The organism is Pseudoalteromonas sp. T1lg76, assembly GCF_002964725.1.
Taxonomy (GTDB): Bacteria; Pseudomonadota; Gammaproteobacteria; order Enterobacterales; family Alteromonadaceae; genus Pseudoalteromonas.
This window is the reverse complement of record NZ_PQCE01000006.1, coordinates 108,785-131,390: the sequence shown is the minus strand read 5'-3', so window position 1 is coordinate 131,390 and position 22,606 is coordinate 108,785. Positions and strand designations below refer to the sequence as shown.

General features: G+C 49.8%; 17 protein-coding genes, 1 tRNA gene and 1 pseudogene. 10 read left to right on the top strand and 9 right to left on the bottom strand.

Translation table 11 applies throughout. The annotated features are described in order from the left end of the window. Nucleotides 1–313 precede the first annotated feature (313 nt). Nucleotides 314–813: pseudogene (locus tag C2M35_RS02640) on the bottom strand (RDD family protein). 292 nt (nt 814–1,105) lie between these two features. Here C2M35_RS02640 and C2M35_RS02635 point away from each other — a divergent pair. Then, nucleotides 1,106–1,190: transfer RNA gene (locus tag C2M35_RS02635), tRNA-Leu, on the top strand. 850 nt (nt 1,191–2,040) lie between these two features. After that, nucleotides 2,041–2,652, top strand: coding sequence for a LysE family translocator (locus tag C2M35_RS02625; protein ID WP_105264545.1), 612 nt, complete (start codon nt 2,041–2,043; stop codon nt 2,650–2,652). Between the two features lie 71 nt (nt 2,653–2,723). On the opposite strand, the gene C2M35_RS02620 is transcribed toward C2M35_RS02625, so the two are convergent. From C2M35_RS02620 to C2M35_RS02600, 5 genes are all read right to left on the bottom strand, one after another. Continuing rightward, nucleotides 2,724–3,443, bottom strand: a complete 720-nt coding sequence (locus C2M35_RS02620) for a tetratricopeptide repeat protein (RefSeq protein ID WP_199774379.1) — start codon at nt 3,441–3,443, stop codon at nt 2,724–2,726. Between the two features lie 240 nt (nt 3,444–3,683). Beyond that, the gene (locus tag C2M35_RS02615; protein ID WP_105257789.1) at nt 3,684–4,373 is read right to left on the bottom strand and encodes a phage tail protein; all 690 of its coding nucleotides are present in this window, start codon (nt 4,371–4,373) and stop codon (nt 3,684–3,686) included. Nucleotides 4,374–4,642: 269 nt separating this feature from the next. Next, nucleotides 4,643–5,359, bottom strand: a complete 717-nt coding sequence (locus C2M35_RS02610; protein ID WP_105264544.1) for an HNH endonuclease family protein — start codon at nt 5,357–5,359, stop codon at nt 4,643–4,645. A gap of 157 nt (nt 5,360–5,516) precedes the next feature. Further along, entirely contained in the window at nt 5,517–9,266 is a 3,750-nt protein-coding gene (locus C2M35_RS02605) for a S8 family serine peptidase (protein WP_105264543.1), read from the bottom strand. Nucleotides 9,267–9,527: 261 nt separating this feature from the next. Next, nucleotides 9,528–10,544, bottom strand: coding sequence for an AraC family transcriptional regulator (locus C2M35_RS02600; protein WP_105264542.1), 1,017 nt, complete (start codon nt 10,542–10,544; stop codon nt 9,528–9,530). A gap of 171 nt (nt 10,545–10,715) precedes the next feature. Here C2M35_RS02600 and C2M35_RS02595 point away from each other — a divergent pair, with 171 nt between their 5' ends. The 3 genes from C2M35_RS02595 to C2M35_RS02585 all read left to right on the top strand — a co-directional run bounded on the left by C2M35_RS02595 (nt 10,716) and on the right by C2M35_RS02585 (nt 13,958). Continuing rightward, nucleotides 10,716–11,783 (top strand): zinc-binding dehydrogenase, encoded by a 1,068-nt coding sequence (locus C2M35_RS02595; RefSeq protein WP_105264541.1) that lies wholly within the window; start codon nt 10,716–10,718, stop codon nt 11,781–11,783. A 78-nt stretch (nt 11,784–11,861) separates the two neighbouring features. Continuing rightward, nucleotides 11,862–12,368, top strand: a complete 507-nt coding sequence (locus C2M35_RS02590; RefSeq protein ID WP_105199646.1) for a 2,4'-dihydroxyacetophenone dioxygenase family protein — start codon at nt 11,862–11,864, stop codon at nt 12,366–12,368. A 24-nt stretch (nt 12,369–12,392) separates the two neighbouring features. Continuing rightward, nucleotides 12,393–13,958 (top strand): AMP-binding protein, encoded by a 1,566-nt coding sequence (locus C2M35_RS02585; protein WP_105264540.1) that lies wholly within the window; start codon nt 12,393–12,395, stop codon nt 13,956–13,958. Between the two features lie 76 nt (nt 13,959–14,034). Here the strand turns inward: C2M35_RS02585 and C2M35_RS02580 are convergent, their stop codons facing one another. Next, on the bottom strand, nt 14,035–14,778 hold the full coding sequence (locus C2M35_RS02580; RefSeq protein WP_105199648.1) for a class II aldolase/adducin family protein: 744 nt from the start codon (nt 14,776–14,778) through the stop codon (nt 14,035–14,037). Between the two features lie 25 nt (nt 14,779–14,803). Next, entirely contained in the window at nt 14,804–15,124 is a 321-nt protein-coding gene (locus C2M35_RS02575) for a DUF962 domain-containing protein (RefSeq protein ID WP_105199649.1), read from the bottom strand. Between the two features lie 164 nt (nt 15,125–15,288). On the opposite strand from C2M35_RS02575, the gene C2M35_RS02570 reads away from it, so the two are divergent. From C2M35_RS02570 to C2M35_RS02560, 3 genes are all read left to right on the top strand, one after another. Continuing rightward, the gene (locus C2M35_RS02570) at nt 15,289–16,311 is read left to right on the top strand and encodes an AraC family transcriptional regulator (RefSeq protein ID WP_158677896.1); all 1,023 of its coding nucleotides are present in this window, start codon (nt 15,289–15,291) and stop codon (nt 16,309–16,311) included. Nucleotides 16,312–16,418: 107 nt separating this feature from the next. Further along, entirely contained in the window at nt 16,419–17,234 is an 816-nt protein-coding gene (gene cysE / locus C2M35_RS02565) for a serine O-acetyltransferase (protein WP_105199651.1), read from the top strand. 20 nt (nt 17,235–17,254) lie between these two features. Continuing rightward, nucleotides 17,255–17,965: a hypothetical protein gene (locus tag C2M35_RS02560; RefSeq protein ID WP_105264538.1), complete on the top strand. Its 711-nt coding sequence runs from the start codon at nt 17,255–17,257 to the stop codon at nt 17,963–17,965. On the opposite strand, the gene xseA is transcribed toward C2M35_RS02560, so the two are convergent. Further along, nucleotides 17,928–19,286, bottom strand: a complete 1,359-nt coding sequence (xseA, locus tag C2M35_RS02555; protein ID WP_105264537.1) for an exodeoxyribonuclease VII large subunit — start codon at nt 19,284–19,286, stop codon at nt 17,928–17,930. The genes C2M35_RS02560 and xseA overlap by 38 nt on opposite strands. A 134-nt stretch (nt 19,287–19,420) precedes the next feature. Between xseA and guaB the strand changes: the two genes are divergently transcribed. Together guaB and guaA are read left to right on the top strand one after the other, a co-directional pair. Then, nucleotides 19,421–20,890 (top strand): IMP dehydrogenase, encoded by a 1,470-nt coding sequence (gene guaB, locus C2M35_RS02550; RefSeq protein WP_105199653.1) that lies wholly within the window; start codon nt 19,421–19,423, stop codon nt 20,888–20,890. A gap of 111 nt (nt 20,891–21,001) precedes the next feature. Continuing rightward, nucleotides 21,002–22,579, top strand: a complete 1,578-nt coding sequence (gene guaA / locus C2M35_RS02545; RefSeq protein ID WP_105199654.1) for a glutamine-hydrolyzing GMP synthase — start codon at nt 21,002–21,004, stop codon at nt 22,577–22,579. Nucleotides 22,580–22,606: the final 27 nt, after the last annotated feature.

The following is a 22,606-nucleotide window of genomic DNA, read 5'->3' as shown; positions in this document are numbered from 1 at the left end:
TATGTAGTTATTCTACATAGAAAAATTCCAACACAGTGAGCATGATATTTAGCCCGCTAGAATGATTAGCTATTTAAGTGAATTGGTATTACATAGCGCTGCTATGCTACACAACGAGCGCCGCGATCAGAAAGCGTTTAGATTGAATGAAAGGGCCGTTATAGGTCGGCGCGTTGCGCCGTCAAGGTGCCAATAATACACTATTTGTAGGTCGGTGCTTTGCGCCGACAAGGTGCCAATGATGCCCATTTGTCGGGATAAAATCCCGACCTACATTTGAGCGGCGCTGATGTCCGCTCTGAAATAATAAGTTTTAATCCAGGGCGCGATAGACCTTTTTATTATCTTCTTTCGTAGGGTTACAACCTCACAACCTGAGAGGTAATCCTGCAATGCGCGTTTATTCTTAAAATCCACTAAAACCAGCAGGTTACCCAGGCCGAGCAGGGCGGTTAAGCTGCGCCATGCACCTTGCCAAAATGTAGGTAAAGAACCATCTAAACGACGTACTTGTAAGCGCCAGGCACGCATGCCTATGGTTTGTCCGCTTTTACTCCAGAAATAACCAAAAAAGCTAATGCTCACCAGCACCAGGAGAATATCGCGAATAACATAAAGCACAGTATTTTCTTGGATCAGCGCGGCCACATCTTCGGCCTCGCCCATGGCAATCCAGCCCAGGGATACACCGCCTTGTACCAATAATAAAAAGACCACGGTAGTCAGCATGGCGAAGGCAATAACCACTAAGCCGTCATAAATAAGTGAAGCAAGACGGCGACCAATGCCCGCAGGCGCAGAATTCAATGACATTATGATATTTCTCGCAAACAAAATCGGCGACAGTGTAACAAAGGGGGATTGCAAAGGCGACGCTTTCCCGGTTTGGCGGGTAGGACTAGGCCGTTAAATTCAGATGAAAGATACGCAAAAAGTCCGCTTTGGTTGAATATTCGGCAGTTGACACATTAATAACATAAAACGCTTGCCGCGCTTATCATTCTTTGTATAATGCTGGGCATAGAGATGGAGGCAGATAAACAAAGCCTTTGCTCTGAAGTGGTTTTTCTTTATCTTCTCGCAGAGAAGGTCAAAGAAAAAAGATGCCAGTGTGATGGAATTGGTAGACATGACGGATTCAAAATCCGTTGCCTTCGGGCGTGGCGGTTCAAGTCCGCCCACTGGTACCACTTTTACAGACCCTAGCCGATTGGTTAGGGTTTTTTTATGCGTGCAATCCCTGCCACTTACCCTTCGGGCCGACCTGCGGTCGTTCAAAAATATTCCCGATATTTTTGTATGCGTGCAATTTACGTTGCTCGGACTTGAGCGCCACGCTTGGCGTGGCACTGTTACGGGTTTGGAGTCCGCCCACTGGTACCACTTTTGATAACCCTTGCTTTTTAGCAAGGGTTTTTTTATGCGTGCAATCCCTGCACTTACCCTTCGGGCTAGCCTCAGGGCCGACCTGCGGTCGTTCAAAAATATTCCCGATATTTTTGTATGCGTGTAATTTACGTTGTTCGGACTTGAGCGCCACGCTTGGCGTGGCACTGTTACGGGTTTGGAAGTCCGCCCACTGGTACCACTTTTACAGACCCTAGCCGAATGGCTGGGGTTTTTTCTTTTCTGGGGTTCGTAAATTACCTTCTGGTCTCCAATTTCAAGCTCATTTTCCTGCAACTGTGACGATTTTTTGCCACAGATTCCTTTTTCGTTTTCTAGTTTATCGCAGGCTATCAGTTCGCCTTTTATATCTTTAACTGGGTCGTTATTGATATTTAGACTACCAAGGTATTAGAGACCTGTGGGTCATCTCTTTGTATAAATACTGGGTGCTCGTGCACAAGAGCAGTCTCTTGATATTGCTGTCGTTTAAGGCGATAAAGCGGAATGTTTTTGCCCAGCTATTGTGTCTATCTAGGCAGGATACTTGTTGCGTTTAGACGTTTTCCCAGGCATCTGGCTAGCAATTGATCACGCTACTAATTTTAGCTTTCCTCGCCGGCGTTTTATGAGGAACTTAATGAGGATAATGAAGTGGATTACTTTTTTGCCGTTGTTTTGTTCGCCGTTTCGTCTTCTGTGACGCCTGGACCCAATAATATTATGGTGATGACATCAGGATTAAATTTTGGTGTGAGGAAGAGCTTGCCTTTAATGGCCGGTATTTGTGTTGGCTTCACCCTGATGCTGTTACTTGTGGGTTCGGGCTTTTCGCAGTTGTTTGAAATGTTTCCTAATCTGCATTTTCTTATTAAATGTATCGGTGTCCTTTACCTATTGTATCTTGCCTATCTCATTGCCCGCTCTGCTGGTGAAGTTAATTCAGGTGCGCAAAGCAAGCCATTTACCTTTATGAAAGGCGCTTTGTTTCAATGGGTAAATGCAAAAGCCTGGGTTGTTGCTACCGGCGCAATCGCGGCTTTTACAACGGTTGGAGAGAGCTTTTTTAGTCAGAATCTAATTATAGCGACAACATTTTTTGTTGTTTCGTTTCCTTGTGTGGGTGTTTGGATGATGTTTGGTTCCTTGTTAAAAAATGTACTGAATAGCCCCAAAAGCAGAGCAGTTTTCAATTACACAATGTCGGGGTTGTTGGTGTTGTCGGTTGTACCTGTGCTTAAGGAAATAGTAGAACAGCTGGCCTAACAGGAGCAGGCTAGCCTTTTAAGTTCTAATACGCTTGTCTAGGGTACTGGCTTGTAACTTATTAGCTGCAGCTACAGCTTATTTTCTGTAATAAACTCTTCAACTTGCGTATCTAGTTTCCCTTTCCACTGCGGCGGTAACTCATTTTCGACTTCCCTGAGCAAACGTTTTGTCGCCTTGGTTGGATTAATCTGATGTGCCGCTTTGGCCCATAGGTAGCTTTTAGCCAAAAGTTCAGAGCTCGATTCATCGCTAGTTTGCAACTTCTTCCAGTACATTTTAGCGGTTGGAGCATAGGCTCTTTCGATGTAACGAGATGAAGCAATTTCCATTAAATAAAGCGCTTTATTGGCGGCGGATTCGTCGCCTTGTTGCTGAGCGATAATTTGCAGATAAAGGGTCGCAAGCTTATAAGCAGCCTCCCCGGAACCGATATTGAGGGCTTGGGTATACCAAAATTCGGCTTGTTCTAAATTGAAGACCTCTGAGTTCGATAGGTAGATGTCTGCCAAGGTCACCTGAGCCTTAACCGCGTTTCGCTCGGCTGCTTGCTGACACCATTGTATTGCCAAAGGCAGGTTTCGTTTTTGCCAGGCTGTACCTAGGTATAAACGACCCAGATCACAGGCGGCTTCATAGACACCACTCTCATAGGCGCGCTTAAACCAATCGCCGGGTTTTTCATTGGCTCCTGCCCCCTGGTTTTGCATCACACAATAGCCGTATTCCTGCTGCGCTACGGGTATGTCATTTTTAGCGGCAAATAAAAATTGCTCGCACGCTTTGCTCAAGTCTTGCTCTACTTCCCCCCAGCCGTGTTTATAGAATAAGGCTGATGTGAAGTACGCCTGTGGTGAGTTAGCTGAGAAAATATCTCAAACGACTGTGTATAGTCCTTGCGCGCGAGAGCTTCATAACCTTTTGTCAGTAAATCATCTGGATTTTCAGCACAGGTGAGAGATGGGTAAGCCAGACTACATACGAGCAAAGCAAGTCGCAACTGGCTCCCATTTGATGTGTTGTGCATTGAGTTAATTTCTCGATGGAAAAATGCCCTGAACCGCAATGACCCAGGTTACGGCGATATAGGGCATGCGATTTTCATGAGCTTGACCGCCGCCTGCGCTCTCGACCTCAGTCGAAGCAGTCAGGTTATTTTGCGCCACCAAACTAAAAGAAATGGAATCCGTGTTCATCATCACATCCGGCGCGTCGGTCGCGTATTTCCCTTCGCCAAGAGTGTTGCCCGCCGGGCTTTTCGCATCAGCTTTGCCACTAAACGCATGAAGGCTTATTACCCCATCAATGTCTATGTCACCAGACACCATAGTATTTGCCGCATGAGAGTGAGAAGGCAATTGCGCTTCAGAAAGGGTGACCGATTCTGCCCCTCCACGAGCGCCTATCTGATAATTGCTCAGACCAGGCCCATTTCCCCAGCCGATGAGGGCGCGGCCTCGGGTGTCGGGCAGGCCAAAGGTTGAACGTCCGTCTCCGCCATAGGTTGTTCCTACAATTGAGAATAGCGCGGTGTATTGTGAGATGGCTAAAAGCTGGCCATGGGCCAAACTGTATCCACGCGGCGCAAAGTTTCCTGCGAATGCACACATACTGCCAAGGAGCTGTGTGCCGTCGCCAGCGCAGGCTGAAGCACTAGAAGCAAACATCAACGCTGGTATTGCACTGGCGGTAACTAGCAGCTTAGTGGTGAATTTTTTCATAATCCGATTCCTTTATTAAAAAGGGTGGGGAAGCAAAATCAACGCATTACTGCTAGCGCTATGAACAAATTAAAAAGTTAAACAGTAACCATGCACTCATTGGTCAATGTTTAACTTTCCCAGTATAGGTTAAGTTTGAAATTGGGACTTTGATTATCTCGATTTTTTCAACAATGGCCGATGGTTTTTCCGTTGCGGCGATATCATGGACGTCGTGATTGAATTTGCAGGTATTACAGAGTCCTAAATTTAGGCTGTGGTTATTCCTACTAGCTACACGCACTGCGCATTTTCGTTAGAGTGCGTTGCTCCTGTGCGGTGTAGCTTAGACGGTACTTGGTCATCACGGCATTAAAGCGCTTTAGATATTCACAGCGATATTCATGCTTGGGTGGCATCCACTCTGTTGGTCCTTTGGCGCCTTTGGAGCGGTTGAGGCTGTCATCGACGGCCAGCAGGTTATCCAGGTCGTTGGCAAAGCGCGCCTTTTCACTGCGGCTCCAATGAGCACCGCCGTGCTCGCTGGCAAATTTGAGCGGCACTATATGGTCGATATCTAAATCGTCGTCATTGGTAAATAGTTTGCCCGAGTAGGGATCTGCCCAGGCACCGGATGTGACTCGGCACTGTTTTTGATCATTAAAGCTTACTTGAGCTTGGGATTGGGCAATCAGCACCTCGGCGCGGGTGTCCTGGCAGTCGTTATCTTCATCCAGCCAATGAGCCCAGTCATCGCGGTTGTACTCGCCACTGGCCTGGGTGTCGCTATTGTCTTGCGCATAGCCTTTTGGTAAACGACCGCCGGCATCAAGGCAGCTGGATAAATCGGTATAGGCTGTGAAGCTTGTGGTGCGTTGGTAATGAGCCGAGTCCGGAGTATGGCAAATGCCGCTTTTCGACATTTTTACCGTTTTTGCCTGGCAGGCGGGGAGAGTGAATAACAGGATGATCGCAAATAAGGTCGTGGTTACTGCTGTTTGGCTCATATAACTGCTTGTAGAGTCAAAAAATTCTTGCCTGCACAATAAAGTATTTTCAGGGTTAAGTCACCACTCAAAACGGGGTTGAGAGCGCCGCCTTAAAGCAAAAAAACCACCTTGCTACTAGAGCAAGGTGGTTTGTGGTTGTGAACCAACAAAGGGATTAATCAAGCATGTACACACGCATCATGGTTTGTGACGCCGTGCTGCCAGATGCATCGGTCATTTGCACACGTAGGTGAACGAATTCGCCGGCGGCACCATTGTTTGGCAGGGTTGCAGTCCATTGACCATCAAGCATTGATACCTCGGCCTGTTGCCATGCGCTTTCTGGTAGCAGAGTTGATACAGGGCAGTAGCTGAACGCCGATACACCTTCCGGTAAACAGTGCTGGCCATAGGCGTATTGCACGCTTACTTCGCTTAGCGAGGCAGTTTCTGCCGAGTCAAGTTTGGCGCCCAAGGCGATATTAAACGCTTCACCCGCAGGCACGCTGTTTTCAATATCCACCGGGATATCATAGGTCGGCATCAATACCGCCTGGCGACCCTGGGTCTCACTGTGAGTATTGAAGCTGTATACGCCACGGAAGAATGAGCCTAGGTTATCCTTAACAGGTGAGCGCTCACCTACGCCACGGGCATAGTACTGGGTAGTCAGTTCAACTTCGGCATTGCTGTGTGGTACTTCAAGCATACCGTTGGTTGGGAAAACCGATTGACCATCTAGCTTGACGCCAACCGCCGAGCTGCCATTGAAACCTGAGGTACCATCGTGACCTGCGCCATCACCAAAGGTGGCGAAGCGGAAGTAAAGCAGGTTGGTCTGACGGGCCACCATTGCCGAGCCGTTGGTTAGTAGGGCACCGGTACGCGGACCTTTAAACCAGCTAGTCTGCTCTTCACCTTCTGTCATTACACGAGGGCCATCAAAGTAACCGCCATTTGAGCCTAAACGGCTGCTTGGCATAACGATATTGGTCCAGGCATTCTTAGTTGTGGCGCTGTAATACTCTTCACGCTCAATTGGCAGCATGATCATTTGCGGGCTACCGGTTGAGTAGAATTCGCCGGTGCTATTGGTCATGGCCATAACATCTGTCCAGGCCGGACGCTCGTCATTCTGTGAATGATATTGGGCGGTGACCTTTCTCATCTTTTGTTCTTGCAACACGATTTGACCAGACTCGATCGCACCATCGGTAATGTGGTTAATCGAATAGGCATAGGGTGTGCGTTCGGCGGCAATACCCGACCAGCTGATGCGGTTGTTACCCGCTTCCACTTCTGCGGCTAATAGCTCACCTTGCTCGGCGCTGATATTAATCACAGGTACGCGCGGGGTACCGCTGATATTACCCTTGTAACGACCATGGCTTCCGCCACGATAGTGAATAACACCAATGGCGCCGGCATTCATGGCGTTACGCACCATGTAAGAGGTCACATAGTATGGGTGAGAGATAAGGGCAATTTTGCCTTCGAGGTCAAATTGACTCCAATCGGTGCTGTAGTCGCCTTCGCCTACGGCAACCACTTCGGCGCTGCCTTCACCATGGAATGACAAGGCCTCACCCTGGTTTACATAGTCCAATACCACGCCACCTTGGGTGCGTACCTCGGTCTCTGGTGCGACTGCTCGGGTGGTAACAAATGAGCGGAAGCGGCTGTCATGGCCTTGTGACCAGGTGTACATGTTGTTGACGTAATCCGGGGCTAGATCATAAGCGGCCAGCTTGGCGTTTTTACTGTCGTCCAGGGCATAGGTGAAGCCAAATGAGAAGCCTTGAGTCGCTAATGGTTTACTCGCCTTAAAGGTTACTTCTCTGGCATCGCGGGCATCAAACTGCAGCTGGCGATCTGTGGTCAGCTTGGCATCAAGATCCGCCATCATGGTGGCCGACTCAACTAAACCCGCAGTGGTGCTGTCGTTATCATAGGTCATGATATGGGCAACCACAGTGTAGTCACCGCTTGGTACGCTCACACTGGCATGGCCATTGTTAAGCTGTACATAGCGACCCCAGTCGTCTTCTTCGTTGATTAAATAGACCTTAGAAGGTGATGAAGCCGGCATACCACGACGGTCGGTCACATTTAGATCTAGTGTCACTTGTGGTTGGTCAATCCAGAATGAGATAGGCACAATGACCTGCTCATCGTCTGTTCCTACCGTTTTACCAATGATCTTACCCGTAATAGCGCCGTATGCACCGTCGCGCAGGGCAATTTCGGGGTTAACCCACACCGGTAGTTGCGCGGTTTTATTGGCGGCGATGGTGATTTCTTTTTCACCCAGGCCGGCAAAGGTAGCGGGCAACTTGGTGATACCGTCTTCACCGATTAAATCCAGGCTTAGTTTCAGGGTGATTTCTTCTGATGATAGGTTTTCGAGTGTGACTTGCGCCTCTGTATAGCTTGAACCATCGCCATGGCGGAACAGACCTAACTCTTGGTTTGGTGCTGAGATCACCGCCTGGGCAACGGCACGGTTGATATCCATAGGACCCGCGCCTTGCTCAAGTACATGGGCATCGGATTCAACGGCAGAAGAGGTCAGAATTTGTTTTACTTCTTGTGGCGATAAGTCAGGACGAGCCTGCATGACGATGGCCGCACCACCGGCAACGTGAGGAGCCGACATCGAAGTACCAGAAAGGGCTTTATACGCGGTGGCACCGGTACCACCCGAGGCGGCAGCAACAACATCTACACCCTGAGAGGCAATATCAGGTTTTGACGAGTGACCATCCGGCGACGGACCACGTGATGAGAATGACGCTGTGTTGTTTTCACGATCCAGGGCACCTACGGTCAATGCACTTGGCGCACAGCCAGGTACGCCCACGGTTTCACGAGAGAAACTGTTACCGGCGGAAATAACGAATAGGGCTTGGTCGCTAAGAGCTTCAACCATATCCACAAGCGGGCCAGCACAGCTGGTGCCGCTGCCGCCAAGGGACATATTTACAACCTGGGCGCCTTCTTCCACGGCCCAGATCATACCATTAAGGATACCGAACGTTGAGCCGCCACCGGCGTCGCTCAATACCTTACCAACAATCAGATCCGCACCGGGAGACACACCCGCCCACAGACCATTTGACTCGGCACCCGTGCCGGCAATGGTGCTGGCGGTATGGGTGCCGTGACCGTTTAGATCATCAACCTTGGTGAAAGGCCAAATAAAATCACGCTCGGCGATTACCTTGCCAACAAGATCGGCATGGCTGGTGTCATAACCTGTATCGAGTACGGCTACTTTCACGCCGGCACCAGTGTATTGTGCCGCCAGCGGGCCATAGGCGCCAGTTAGTGGCACGGTAGGCGTAAGGGTGGCGCTGCCTTGTGAAGTTTTATGTGCTTGCACCATGGCGTCAAGCCAGACGCCTTTGATACGGCTGTCGCCGCTGAAGCTTTGCCAAACTTGTGCAGCCTTGTCTTTGCTAATGGCAAAGGCGGCGCTGTCGATGATTTCCAGCTCACCGGTCAGTGACACACCTTCAAAGGTGGTGGGTGTAACGCTGCCCGCAAGGGTGCCGTCTGTGTATTCGACAATCACGGGTAGTTTATCGGTTGAGGCATCATCGTAGCCGGACTGATGTAACTTAGTGATGTTAAACAGCTCTAAGTCAACGCCGTGGTTATCAACCAAATTTTGTGACTTGGCGGTTAACACATACTGGCTGTCGCCTCTGCGAAACACGCTGGTTAACTGCTCTTGACCATTTTCATCGTGCAGGCGAATGCCGCCTAGCTGACCATCCGGTTTTACAACGGCGCTGACCTTTTCGCCGGTGATCAGGGTAAATTGCAACTCTGCAGGGGAAAGCTCGGTGGCTGCTTGGGCTGTGCCTCCCATGGCTAGCATCATTAAGGTTGCTAGGCGGGATTTATTGAAAAGTCGAGTCATGACTAGTTCCTACTTTGGTAATACACATGGTCAATCGAGCAGCTAGTTTCAGGTGAAAAGTGTTGTCGACAACCTCATCTTGTTGCCAAAAAGTTACCGGCTGGAGGGGTTTTGTTGCAATTCATTTAATGTACGTTTTTGTACCTTTTGTGTGTCGTTTTGTCCGTTTTCTCCGGATTCTAAGTTTGTTTTTAAATAAAAACAGAAAGTTAATTTTTTTGACCTAGCCTTGGTTGTTAGCGGGTCGCAGGTGCTTGATGTTTATTTTTTACTATTGTTGATTGTTTGCAAATAATGCGTCGGCGACATACCAAACCAGGTTTTAAAACTGCGGCTAAACGCCGAAAACTCCGAATAACCTAGGTTTAGCGCCAAGTTAGTGAGGTCTGGGCGCTGGCTTGTCAGAACCTGTTGGGCCACATCCTTGCGTACTTGTTCCAACAGGTCTCGGTAGGAAGTGAGTTGTTCACTCAACAGGCGCTCTAACTTTTTCGGATGCAGGTCCAGGCTTTTGGCTATGCTTTCCTTGCTGCAATCGCCGGTGGGCAGCAACATATTAATGGCATGACGGGTCAGTACCACATAATCGAGATGCTGATTCAGCTGAAAGCTCTGAAATTGATTGTCAACGATTTCGGCTAGCAGGTTGGCCTGCTGCAGTGGCGGTTGGCTTAGAATATCTGCATTGAAAACAATACTGTCTTTGCGACAACCTCCTTGCACCGGACAACCGAGCAGCTGCTCCAGGGCTAATGTGGCGGCCAGTGGGAGATGTTGTTTAAAGCCAATATGATGGGGCTGCCAGTCATCGCCAAGCATATCTCTGAGCACGCTGAGTATCAGGCTCAGGGTTAACAAACAGATTTGTGTGTATTGCTGGTGGTGGTTGATTTGCAAACTAACGGCCAGCTCGCACTGAGCAGCACTTGGTGCACCCAAGGTCAGGTTGACCCCCTGAGCATGGCGTTGGGCATACTTGGCGCCGCATTCCAAGGCTTGCAGCAGGGTTGGCTTTTGCACTATGTAGGCACCGATTAACCCCAGCGTTGCTAAGCCCTGCTCTTGCCCTAATTGGGCGCCGAAATAGGGGAGCTGCAATTGCGCGGCGGTCATTTCCAGGAGCTCGGCAATTTGTTTGTAGGGGATCATTAGATCCGGATCGGTAAACTGCCTTGGCAAGATGCATACCTGTGACAGCAAGTCCCAAGGGTCACCTCCAAGGCGCTCTACCAGCTCTGGGTAGCCGGTGAGAGAGCCGATGCGGGCATAATAGGGCATGAGGTCACCGCGGCAATGAAGTCATTTATATGTCTTATTATGTCATCACCATGTCGCATTTTGTCAAGATATCCTCCTGGATTTGTAACTACTATCTAAAGTCTCCTCTTGCCTATTTCATCCAGCGTAAAAAGAGGGCGAATCAATTTAACGTCAAATGAGGACACTTCTATGAGTAAGATGGCAGCAGTGGCAGTACAAAACGGCCAAATTAGCAACATTGACGTGGATATTCCCGCACCAGGGGTTGGGCAGGTATTAGTTAAAAGTCTGGCCTGCGGTATTTGCGGCTCAGATTTGCACATTGCTCGTCATGGCGAAGAAGTGTTCGAGATTTACAAAAAGATGGGCGCCTTGCCGGAGGATCTGCCAAGCTCCGCGCCGATCATGCTAGGGCATGAGTTTTGTGCTGAAGTGGTGAGTTATGGCCCACAGACATCACCGCGTTTTGCGCCCGGTACCCGAGTAACCTGCGCGCCAATCTTGCTTACCCAGGGTGGTGCCGGTGTCGGGGTGACGCCGGGTATCAATGGCGCCTATTCAGAATATTTTATCGTAGATGCCGAGCTGCTTCTGGAAGTACCAGCGCACTTAAGCTCTTTGGCCGTCACCATTACCGAGCCCTTAGCGGTGGGCGTACATGCGGTTAATCGCGCCGATATCGACCGCGATTGTGTGGCCCTGGTCGCAGGCTGCGGCACCATAGGTTTGGCCACCATTGCGGCGTTGAAACACCTGGGTGTGAAAGAGATAGTTGCATCTGATCTTCAGGCCAGCAAACGTGCCGTTGCCGAGCAATTCGGCGCTTTGCACACCATTGACCCCAGCCAGGAAGATGAAGTGAAATTTACCAATGAACTGGCTCAGGGCCGTCGTGTGGTGATTTTTGAGTGTGTGGGCATTCACCAGCTTATCAACGGTTTTATCGAGCGCGCGCCCGCCAATTCTACCCTGGTCATTACCGGCGTACACACAGCTATGACGCAAGTGAACTTTGGTTATGCCACGGTCAAAGAAATGGACATTAAATTCTCTTATTACTACTCGGTTGAGGAATTTGCCACCGCGTTGCAAATGCTCGCCAGTGGCGATATCGCCTGGGAAAAAATGTGTACGGCAACGGTCGGCATGGACGGCATTGCCGAGGCTTTTAACACCCTGTTAAAGCCCAATGACCACATTAAGGTGATCCTTGAACCCGGTCGCCAAGGTGCATTGACCCCTTTTCACCAAGATTAAAAATTGGGCAGTTCGCTGCCCCTAACTCACAATAATAATAAGCCTTTAAGGCACAGCAACAAGCAAGAGGAACACACTATGGCCTTACCAGATATGGTTAATCATCTAGAGCACCTGTTATGTGTGCACACCGAAGAGCAGCAAATCGTTAAGAATGCGCTCCCTGGGGTGCATCTATATCCTTTGGTGTTGGATGTAGAAAACGGGCTTTGGGTATTGCGGGTACAGTTTGAACCCAATGTAACCTTACCCAAGCACTTTCACACCGGTATCGTTCATCTTTATACCATGAGCGGCTGCTGGCACTACCTGGAATACCCGGACGATAAGCAAGTGGCCGGTAGCTACCTGTTTGAACCCGGTGGTTCCATTCATACCTTTCATACTCCGGCGAGTAATGAGGGGGTAACCGACACTTTTATGGTGGTGCAGGGCGCGAATATCAATTTTGATGCCGACGGTAACTACGTCAACATTATGGATGCGGGCTGGATAGAGCAGGCCATGTTGGCGGCGGCTAAAGAGCAGGGCATAGTACCTAGATACATCAAGCCAAAAGCAAGCTATGATTTTTCCGACAAATAAAAAGAATAAAAAGCGAGGAAACCTATGCTTGCACAACTACATGAGTATCAAAACCTAGATCAATTTATTTCGTCCGCTTGCCAGACTTATGGCGATAAGGACGCCTTTACCAGCGTGGGGAAAACTCTCTCCTTTGCTCAGGTGGATACACTGGCAGAGCAATTGGCTGGCTATTTTTATGGTCAAGGACTGCGAGCCGGGGATCGCATTGCCATTCAATTACCTAATGTGAACCAATACCCCATTGTGGTTTATGCCGCATTTAAACTGGGTTTAGTGGTGGTCAACACCAACCCCTTGTACACACCCAGGGAAATGCTGCATCAATTTAATGACTCCGGAGCCAAGGCCCTGGTGATCCTGAGCGATCTGTATCCCAAACTGGATATCATTTTGGCCGAGACGCAAATTGAGCAGGTGATCAGCACAGGCGCCGCAGATCTATTGCTTGACAGCAGTGACCCGGTAGCCGAACACTGTGTAACCTGGCATCAGGCGCTGGCGCAAGGACAGGGTCAAGACTATCCCCGCTCCAGTGCGCAGCTGGATGATGTGGCGGTGCTGCAGTACACCGGCGGTACCACCGGGGTGTCGAAAGGGGCCCAGTTAACGCATAAAAATCTGATTGCCAATTCTTTGCAAACCAAGGAAGCCTTTGGTGACAGGTATGATGATACCAGCGAGATCTTTATCTGTCCTTTGCCGCTTTATCATATCTATGCCTTTACCCTGAGCATTTTAATTAATACCGCCTCGGGCAATCATTCCGTGCTGATCCCCAATCCACGTGATTTGGATGCCTTTGTTAAAGCTATTAAACCTTTTCGCTTTACCTGCTTTGCCGGCATAAACACCTTGTTTGTGGGTTTATGTGCGACCAAGGAATTCACACAACTGGATTTTTCCAGTTTGCGCTTAACCTTATCAGGTGGCGCCGCCTTGACCACAACCGCCGCCAGTGCCTGGGCTAAGGTGACGGGTTGCAGCATCTCCGAGGGCTATGGTTTATCGGAAACCTCTCCCGTGGTCACCCTGAATCAACCAGGCAATGAGCAAATCGGCACTGTCGGTTTGCCGCTACGTGATACCGAGGTGGAGCTTTGGGATGAGAATGACAAGATGGTGGCCGACGGCGAAAGCGGGCAAATTGTGGTGCGTGGCCCTCAGGTTATGAAGGGCTACTGGAATCGCCCCGAGGAAACAGCCAAGGCGCTAACCGCCGACGGTTACTTTAAAACCGGTGATGTCGGTATTCGTCTGGCTAACGGCGCCATAAAGGTGGTTGATCGTCTCAAAGACATGATCATCGTGTCCGGCTTTAATGTCTACCCGAATGAGGTCGAAGATGTGCTGGTAAGTCACCCGGCGGTGTTTGAGGCGGCGGTGATCGGCAAGGCCGATGAGCGCACCGGCGAAGCGGTGCATGCCTTTATCACCATAAAGCAAGATGTCGACGAGCAGGAGTTGCAAGCGTTCTGTCGCGAGCAGCTTACCAACTACAAGGTACCCAAGCATATACATATTCTCGAAGAGCTGCCTAAATCCACTGTGGGCAAAATCCTCCGTCGGGAGTTAAGAGACGAGGCTTAATAGTCACCCAAACCCATAAAAAAGCCCCAAACAATGGGGCTTTTTTATTAACGATTATTTAAGGCTTAGCGAATGGCTAACTATCATAGCCTGGGTTATTGGCATCGAGCAGGCGCAGCAGTGCCGGCCAGGCCAGGGCGCCGCCCAGGCCTTTAGTGACCGCCTGGGTCTGTCCCTGGATCCCATCGATAATCGGCTGAGGTACATGGATCAGCTGCTCAGGGTCTTGGTTGGTGCGCGCCTGTATGGCACAAGCCGACTCCAGTGCATACATAAACAAGAAGGCGTCCGCCACGGTGCTACCCGTCGTTAGCAGACCATGGTTACGTAGGATCAGAAAGTTATTGCCTTGCAAGTCTGCAACCAGGCGCTCTTTTTCCTCCGGGTTCAGGGCGATACCCTCATAGTCGTGATAGCTCAGGCCGCTGTGCACCACCACCGCCTGCTGCGAAATGGGTAAGAGTCCGTGCTTGCTGGCCGACACTGCCACGCCATTGGCGGTATGGGTGTGAATAATACAGTGGGCGTCGTCGCGGGCTTCATGGATGCAGCTGTGGATGGTAAAGCCAGCGGGGTTCACTGGGTAGTCACTGTGATGCAACTTGTTGCACTGCTGATCGACGCGGATCAGCGATGAGGCTGTGATCTCATGAAACATCATGCCATAGGGATTAATTAAGAATTGATCCTCGGTGCCGGGCACGCGCATGGAGATATGGGTGAAAATTAAATCGTCCCAGCCAAAGTGGGCGATCAATCTATAGGCCGCGGCGAGTTCAACTCGCGCTTGCCATTCTTGTGGTGAAACCTGTTCTTTCATTGTTATTCCTTATTACCAGGGACCTTTACCAAGGAACCTTGCGGGTGATGATGTCTTTAAACATAACCCAGTCGCCGAGAAAGCTGTAAAACGGGTAGGTGAAGGTGGCCGGTTTATTTTTTTCAAAAAAGAAATGGCCAACCCAGGCAAAGCCATAGCCGATAATCGGCAAGGACCACAGCCACACATACTGGCCGCTAATGATGGCTGCCGCCAAGACCGCCAGTACTAAGGTGCTGCCAAGCACATGCAGGCGTCGGCATACCTTGTTTTTATGCTCTTGCAGATAATAAGGATAAAACTCCTTAAAGCTGCTAAAGCCTTCTTTATCAGAGACATGACCCATGGGTGTCCTCCTGTTGAGTTGATAACCGGCGTGCCTTAGTCATTATTTTTATAGTTAACCGTTAAGAGGGTTGCACCTAATTAAGCACGCCCATTAACAATATGCTGGAATTTCGCTCTGCGCTTGCTATTGTGGGTCTTATATTTGATTTTTTAGGTCAGGCGATGCGAACAATTTCATCCTGGTGGGTCAGTGCCATGGCCGAAACCTTCAAGTGGCATGGCTTGCCCATAACCCCCTTGTTTAATGAGGCCAATATTGCCCTTGACTCGCTTACGGTAAAGGAGAGTCGCTATCCCCAAAGTAATGTCAGCATCTTGTGGCACGCGGCGCAAATGGCCATTGAGCAGCGCGGTGAGCAGCTGAATCTCGGCATCGCCGTCGGTGGAGGCATGAATGTGCGGGCAATTCCTGTGATCGGTTTGGCCTTATTAAAACAAGACTGTGTTCTAAGCGCTTATAAACTGATCCTGCGTTATCAAAAGCTGATAGGCGACACCACTAATGCCCAGCTTATCGAGCAGCAAACGGGGCAGGCTCTGCTACGCTTTCACTTTGCCTCCAATACCTGTGCTATCGGCACGCAGAGTTATGAGGCAGCAATGGCGTTTTGTGTCAAAATAGCCCGTACCGTGGCCGGTAAGCAGTGGCGGCCGAACCTCGTCTGCGTGCAGCGCCGCGAACCCTGTGAGGAGCTCAAGCAGTATTTTAATTGTGCCATCGAATACGGTGCGCCTCACCATGAGATACATTTTCAGGCCAATGCCCAAGTAGTACACGCCCAGCTGCAACAAGGCATAGTGGCCGAAAAACACAAGGCCATCAGCCAGGTGCTGATACTCTTATTAGAGCAGCAACTGGCCAGTGGCGAGTTGAGCTGTAGAAGCATGGCGCAGATGTTGAGCATGAGTGAGAAAACGCTGCAGCGGCGCCTGAGCGCAGAAGGCACCAGCTATCGCACCTTGCTCGATGCCCTGCGCCAAGAAAAAAGCTGTGCTCTGCTACGGGAGTCAAACCTTAGCCTCAGTGAAATAGCCTACCTGTGCGGTTACAGCGAGCTCAGTGCCTTTCATCATGCCTTTAAGCGCTGGTTTGCCGTCTCACCGAGTGAGTATCGTAGTGAAAAACGTTTATTGTATGCCCCCAAAGAGGAAGCAATCTACGGCGAGGAAGCACTGAATGAATAATTTAGTTATATCTAATAACCAGCGCGCCGATTTCGGGGATAGCGCGTTTGCCGCCAGATCCGTTACACTTATAGAATTAAGTAGTTAGTCAATACTAGGAAACCGCCATGCGTCATGAGATCTGGCAGCAATTAAGAGAAGAAGCGAATCAAGTCGTTACCAAAGAGCCCTTGTTGGCATCCCACGTTTATTCTTGCGTGCTTAATCATGATTGTTTGGGCTCGGCGCTCAGTTTTATTGTTGCCAACAAGCTGGCCGATGCCGTGGTCTCTGCCTTTACCATCCGCGAGCTGTTCGATCAGGCCTTTGTTGAATGCGATGCCATGTTGACCCATGTGGCCCACGACATTAAAGCGGTGCGCGATCGCGACCCGGCGGTGGACACCTACCTGATGGTGATTTTAAACCTTAAGGGCTTTCATGCTATTCAGGCGCACCGTTTAGCTCATTGCTTATGGCGCCAAGGCCGCAAAGAGTTGGCGCGCTTTATTCAAAGCCGCAGCTCGGAAGTGTTTGGCGTGGATATTCACCCGGCCTGTAAGGTAGGTCATGGCATCATGTTTGACCATGCCACAGGTATTGTGGTGGGTGAAACCGCTGTGATTGAAGACAATGTGTCTATTTTGCAGTCTGTGACCTTAGGTGGTACGGGCAATGAGTCGGGCGACCGTCACCCGAAAATCCGCGCCGGCGTATTAATAGGCGCCGGGGCCAAGGTGCTGGGTAATATCGAAGTGGGCGAGGGTGCCCGTATCGGTGCCGGTTCTGTGGTGCTTAGCCCAGTGCCTGCGCACACCACAGCGGTTGGCGTACCAGCTAAAGTGGTGGGTCGTCCGGATTGTCCTTGCCCGGCCGAGTCCATGAACCAAAACTTTTTGGATGACGAACCGGAAAATAAATCCCATACTAGTGCCATGCTCTAAAACTGAACAGCAGGGAAAGTATGGCAAAGAATCAATTGGTTATGGCCGTTTCAGCGGCCTTTTTTGTGGGTCTGGGATGCGGCTATATGCTGTTTTCCGACACCGAACAACAGCTCACCGCAACAACCCCCAATAGCCTAGTAGCTCAGGCTGGCTTGCTTCCTGCTCCAGCGCCTGTAATTCAACAGGGTCAAAGTGAGATGATAAACAAGGCCGAGATGAGTGCTGAAGAACCAGTTCAGGAAGATCTGTTTCTCGGTGAGCCGCCTACTGGCGAAGCTGCAAGCACAGAGTCGGAAAATGCGAGCAAAATCCCGGAAGAGACGGAGCAGTTGGAACAACAACTGGCTCAGGCGCGCCAGGAAATAAAAATGTTACAGCGCGCCTTAAAAGGGCCGGAGAAAATGGAATCTCAGCTACAAGAGTTGTTTGCTCAGGAAGTCCGTGATGAAAGCTGGGCCTATCTGACGGAAACCCAAACCAGTGATTTTGTTTACAGTGAAGGTTTTGGCGATAAGATCGCCCTAGACAAGGTGCAATGTAAAAGTACCGTGTGTCGTATTGAGTTTTCCGTTTTGGATGGCGCCGAGCATGATCCGCGTACCGATTGGCGACAAATTCAATCACGCCTAGATAAGCAGCCATGGTGGCGCCAATTTCAGCGCACCAGTGCGGTGAGCTCAGATGGCTCCCTCAGCTTTTGGGTTGAACGCAAACCACCTGAGTCATAATTTCCCCGTCGGCAACCACGGTCGTTAATTGCTGCTGTGGTTGCACCTGATGCACCGACTTCACAATCCCTTGTTCACTTTTGGTTATGCTATAGCCCCGGGCTAATACCGCCAGCGGGCTGATGCTATCGAGTCTGGCCGCCAATTGCGCAAGCTGAGACTGAGCCTGATAGAGCTGCTCTTTTTGCACCGCCACCAAGCGCGTAGACAACTGCTGCAACTGGTATTTCGCCGCCGCCACCTGAGTACCCGGGTTGGCGCGTTGCATGCGCATATTAAGCTGATTTAACTGCCTCTGCTGGTGGCTTAAGCGTCCTTCCATGGCATGGTGCAGGCGCATTTGCAGTTCATCCAAGCGTTGCTGCTGTTGCATTAATTGATTGGCCGGATGCTGCTGCGCTAAGCGGCTTTGCAGTCGTTGTAAGAGCTGTGAGCGCTCATGCAACTGATGACGCCAGGCGCTGTAAAGGCGCTGCTTTTGATGCTGTATGGCTTGCTTGAGCTGATTGCTGTCCGGGCTCACCAGCTCCGCCGCTGCCGAAGGCGTGGCGGCGCGAATATCGGCAACAAAGTCGCTGATGGTGGTGTCGATTTCATGGCCGACGGCGCTGATCACAGGTAACTGGCTGTTAAAGATGGCATGGGCCAGCTGCTCGTTATTAAAACACCAGAGATCTTCCAGGCTGCCGCCGCCGCGACCGACGATCAGTACATCCACTTCATTACGGGCATTGGCCAGTTGCAGCTTGTCGATTATCCCCTGATGGGCGGTGTCGCCTTGCACCTGACAGGGATAAATCACCACTTCTAATTGCGGCGCCCGACGTTGTAACACGGTTAAGATGTCTTTGATGGCGGCACCGGTCGAGGAGGTGATCACCCCGACCTTGTTAATCGTGCTGGGTAAAGGTTTTTTATGTGCCGAGCTAAACAGACCTTGTGCCGCAAGGCGCATTTTCAGTGCCTCGAATTCTTGTTTTAAGGCGCCTTCGCCGGCGGCTTCCATCTGTTCGACAATAACCTGATAGTCGCCACGGGGTTCGTACAGGGATACTCTGGCTTGTACCTGCACCTGGTCGCCGTCTTTGGGGCGGAATTTGGCGTAGCGATTATTACCGCGCCACATGGCCGCGCGAACCTGAGATTTATCGTCTTTTAGCGAGAAGTACCAATGCCCTGAGGCGGGGGCGACAAAGTTGGAAATTTCACCGGTAAGCACAATCGAGGCAAAGCCACGTTCCAAAATGGTACGGATCTCGCGATTGAGTCGAGACACAGTATAAACGCCCTGGTTAGCGGCAGAATTTGATTGTGAATACATAGTGATAAAGCGCCTGGGGGAAACTTGAGGCAGTTTATCATAAATAAAGCGCAAATTTTATTTTACTCGTGCGTACATCGCTGATAAAATGCCGCCGCAACTCCACCCAATCACCAATTCGTGAGAAGTTGCCAATGCTTAGGATCGCTAAAGAAGCTTTAACCTTTGATGACGTACTATTAGTACCAGGTCATTCAACTGTATTACCACATACAGCAAACCTTAAAACTCGTCTAACCAAAACAATCGAACTGAATTTGCCAATCGTTTCTGCGTCTATGGACACAGTTACCGAAGCGCGTTTAGCGATTGCGTTAGCACAAGAAGGTGGTCTTGGCTTTATCCACAAAAATATGACCATCGCTGAGCAAGCAGCGAATGTTCGTAAGGTAAAAACTTACGAAGCGGGCATAGTTTCTCACCCTGTTACTGTCACTGCTGATCTGACTATTGCTGGTGCCTTAGAGTTAGCACACGATAAAGGTTTCTCAGGTTTCCCTGTTGTTGATACCGATAACAACCTAGTTGGTATCGTAACAAGCCGTGATATGCGTTTTGAAACCAAACTAGACCAGCCAATTTCGACAGTAATGACGAAAAAAGACCAGCTAGTAACGGTAAAAGAAGGTGCGGACCGCGAAACTATTCTAGGTCTTATGCACGAGCACCGTATCGAAAAAATCTTAGTTGTGAATGATGACTTTAAACTCAAAGGCATGATCACGGTTAAGGATTACCAAAAAGCACAAGATAAGCCAAACGCATGTAAAGACGAGCAAGGCCGTTTACGTGTGGGTGCTGCTGTTGGTGTTGGCGCAGGTACCGATGAGCGTATCGCTGCATTGGTTGAAGCGGGCGTTGATATTTTACTTATCGATACCTCGCATGGCCATTCACAAGGCGTTATCGACCGCGTTAAAGCAACACGCGAAGCCTTCCCTGATTTACAAATCGTTGCCGGTAACGTAGCAACGGCTGAAGGTGCGGTTGCATTAGCTGATGCCGGTGCAAATGCCGTTAAAGTAGGTATTGGCCCAGGCTCTATCTGTACGACTCGTATCGTAACTGGTTGTGGTGTACCACAAATTACCGCGATTTCAGATGCTGTTGAAGGCTTACAAGGCCGTGATATTCCGGTAATCGCCGACGGTGGTATCCGTTTCTCTGGTGATATTGCTAAAGCACTTGTTGCTGGCGCGTCACTGGTAATGGTTGGTTCAATGCTAGCGGGTACAGAAGAAGCACCAGGTGAAGTTGAACTTTATCAAGGCCGTTACTATAAGTCATACCGTGGTATGGGTAGCTTAGGTGCAATGAACCAAAAAGAAGGTTCATCAGACCGTTACTTCCAAGATGCTAAATCAGAAGAAAAGCTTGTACCAGAAGGTATTGAAGGTCGTGTAGCATATAAAGGCCCAATCGCTAATATTATTCACCAGCAAGTGGGCGGTATTCGCAGTGCCATGGGTCTAACAGGCTGTGCAACGATTGCAGAACTAAATACTAAGCCGCACTTTGTACGTGTTACTGCCGCAGGTATGGGTGAATCACACGTACATGATGTGCAAATCACCAAAGAAGCGCCAAACTATCGTCTAGGCTAATTGCCACTTTAGACGAAAACAGGGCTAGCAAGTTGCTAGCCCTTACTAATTTCTGATTAACGAAAAAGCATTAGCGTTAATCCAATTTCATTTAATTTAGATGAGATCGCAATGAGCAAAGATATCCATGACTCCCGTATATTGATCCTAGACTTTGGTTCACAGTACACGCAATTAATCGCCCGTCGTGTGCGTGAAATTGGTATTTACTGTGAGCTATGGGCATGGGATGTAACGGAAGAGCAAATCCGTGAATTTAACCCACAAGGTATCATTCTATCTGGTGGCCCAGAGTCAACGGTAGAGCAAGGCAGCCCTCGCGCGCCTGAGTACGTATTTGAAGCGGGTGTGCCGGTTCTTGGTGTATGTTACGGCATGCAAACCATGGCCATGCAGCTGGGCGGTAAGGTACACGGCTCTGATAAGAAAGAGTTCGGTTACGCGCAAGTTGAAAAAGTGGGTAACTGTCCATTATTCGACGCCATTGAAGATCACCTGGGTGAAAACGGCGCGGGTCTGCTGGATGTGTGGATGAGCCACGGTGACAAGGTTGAGTCAATTCCACCTCAGTTCGCGACTACCGCTAAAACAGATACTTGTCCGCATGCGGCCATGTCATGGGAAGAAAAGCGCTTCTACGGCGTTCAGTTCCACCCGGAAGTAACGCACACACTACAAGGTCAGCGTTTACTTGAGCGCTTTGTCGTTGATATCTGTGGTTGTGAAAAACTATGGACTCCGGCGCAAATCATCGAAGATGCAATTGCCCGTATCAAAGAAAAAGTAGGTGACGACGAAGTTATTCTAGGTCTTTCTGGTGGTGTTGATTCATCGGTTGTGGCCATGCTTATCAACAAAGCGATTGGCGACAAGCTGACCTGTGTATTCGTTGACAACGGTCTACTGCGTTTAAACGAAGGCCAACAGGTAATGGACATGTTCGGCGACCACTTCGGTCTGAACATAGTTAAGATTGATGCAGAAGAGCGCTTCTTGAAAGCCCTTGAAGGCATTGACGAGCCAGAAGCCAAGCGTAAGGCCATCGGTCACACCTTTATCGAAGTATTCGACGAAGAAGCTGGCAAGCGCGTAAACGCGAAATGGCTTGCTCAGGGTACTATCTACCCAGACGTAATCGAGTCAGCGGCCTCAGCTACAGGTAAAGCGCACGTGATCAAGTCACACCACAACGTGGGCGGTCTTCCTGAAGATATGGAGCTGGGCCTTGTTGAGCCACTACGTGAGCTATTCAAAGACGAAGTACGCAAGATAGGTCTAGAGCTAGGTCTGCCTTACGACATGCTTTACCGTCATCCGTTCCCGGGTCCTGGTCTAGGTGTACGTGTACTGGGTGAAATCAAGAAAGAGTACTGCGACCTGCTTCGTCGTGCCGATGCGATTTTCATCGAAGAGCTGCATAAAGCAGATCTTTACCATAAAGTGTCGCAAGCATTTACTGTATTCCTACCAGTTAAGTCGGTAGGCGTAATGGGTGATGCCCGTAAATACGACTGGGTTGTGAGCCTACGTTGCGTTGAAACCATCGACTTTATGACCGCGCGTTGGTCACACCTACCGTATGACTTCCTAGGTAAGGTTTCAAACCGTATCATCAACGAAATCGACGGTATTTCTCGCGTAGTTTACGATATCTCAGGTAAGCCGCCTGCGACTATCGAGTGGGAATAATTCCTGACTATCTCTCAATGAGATAAA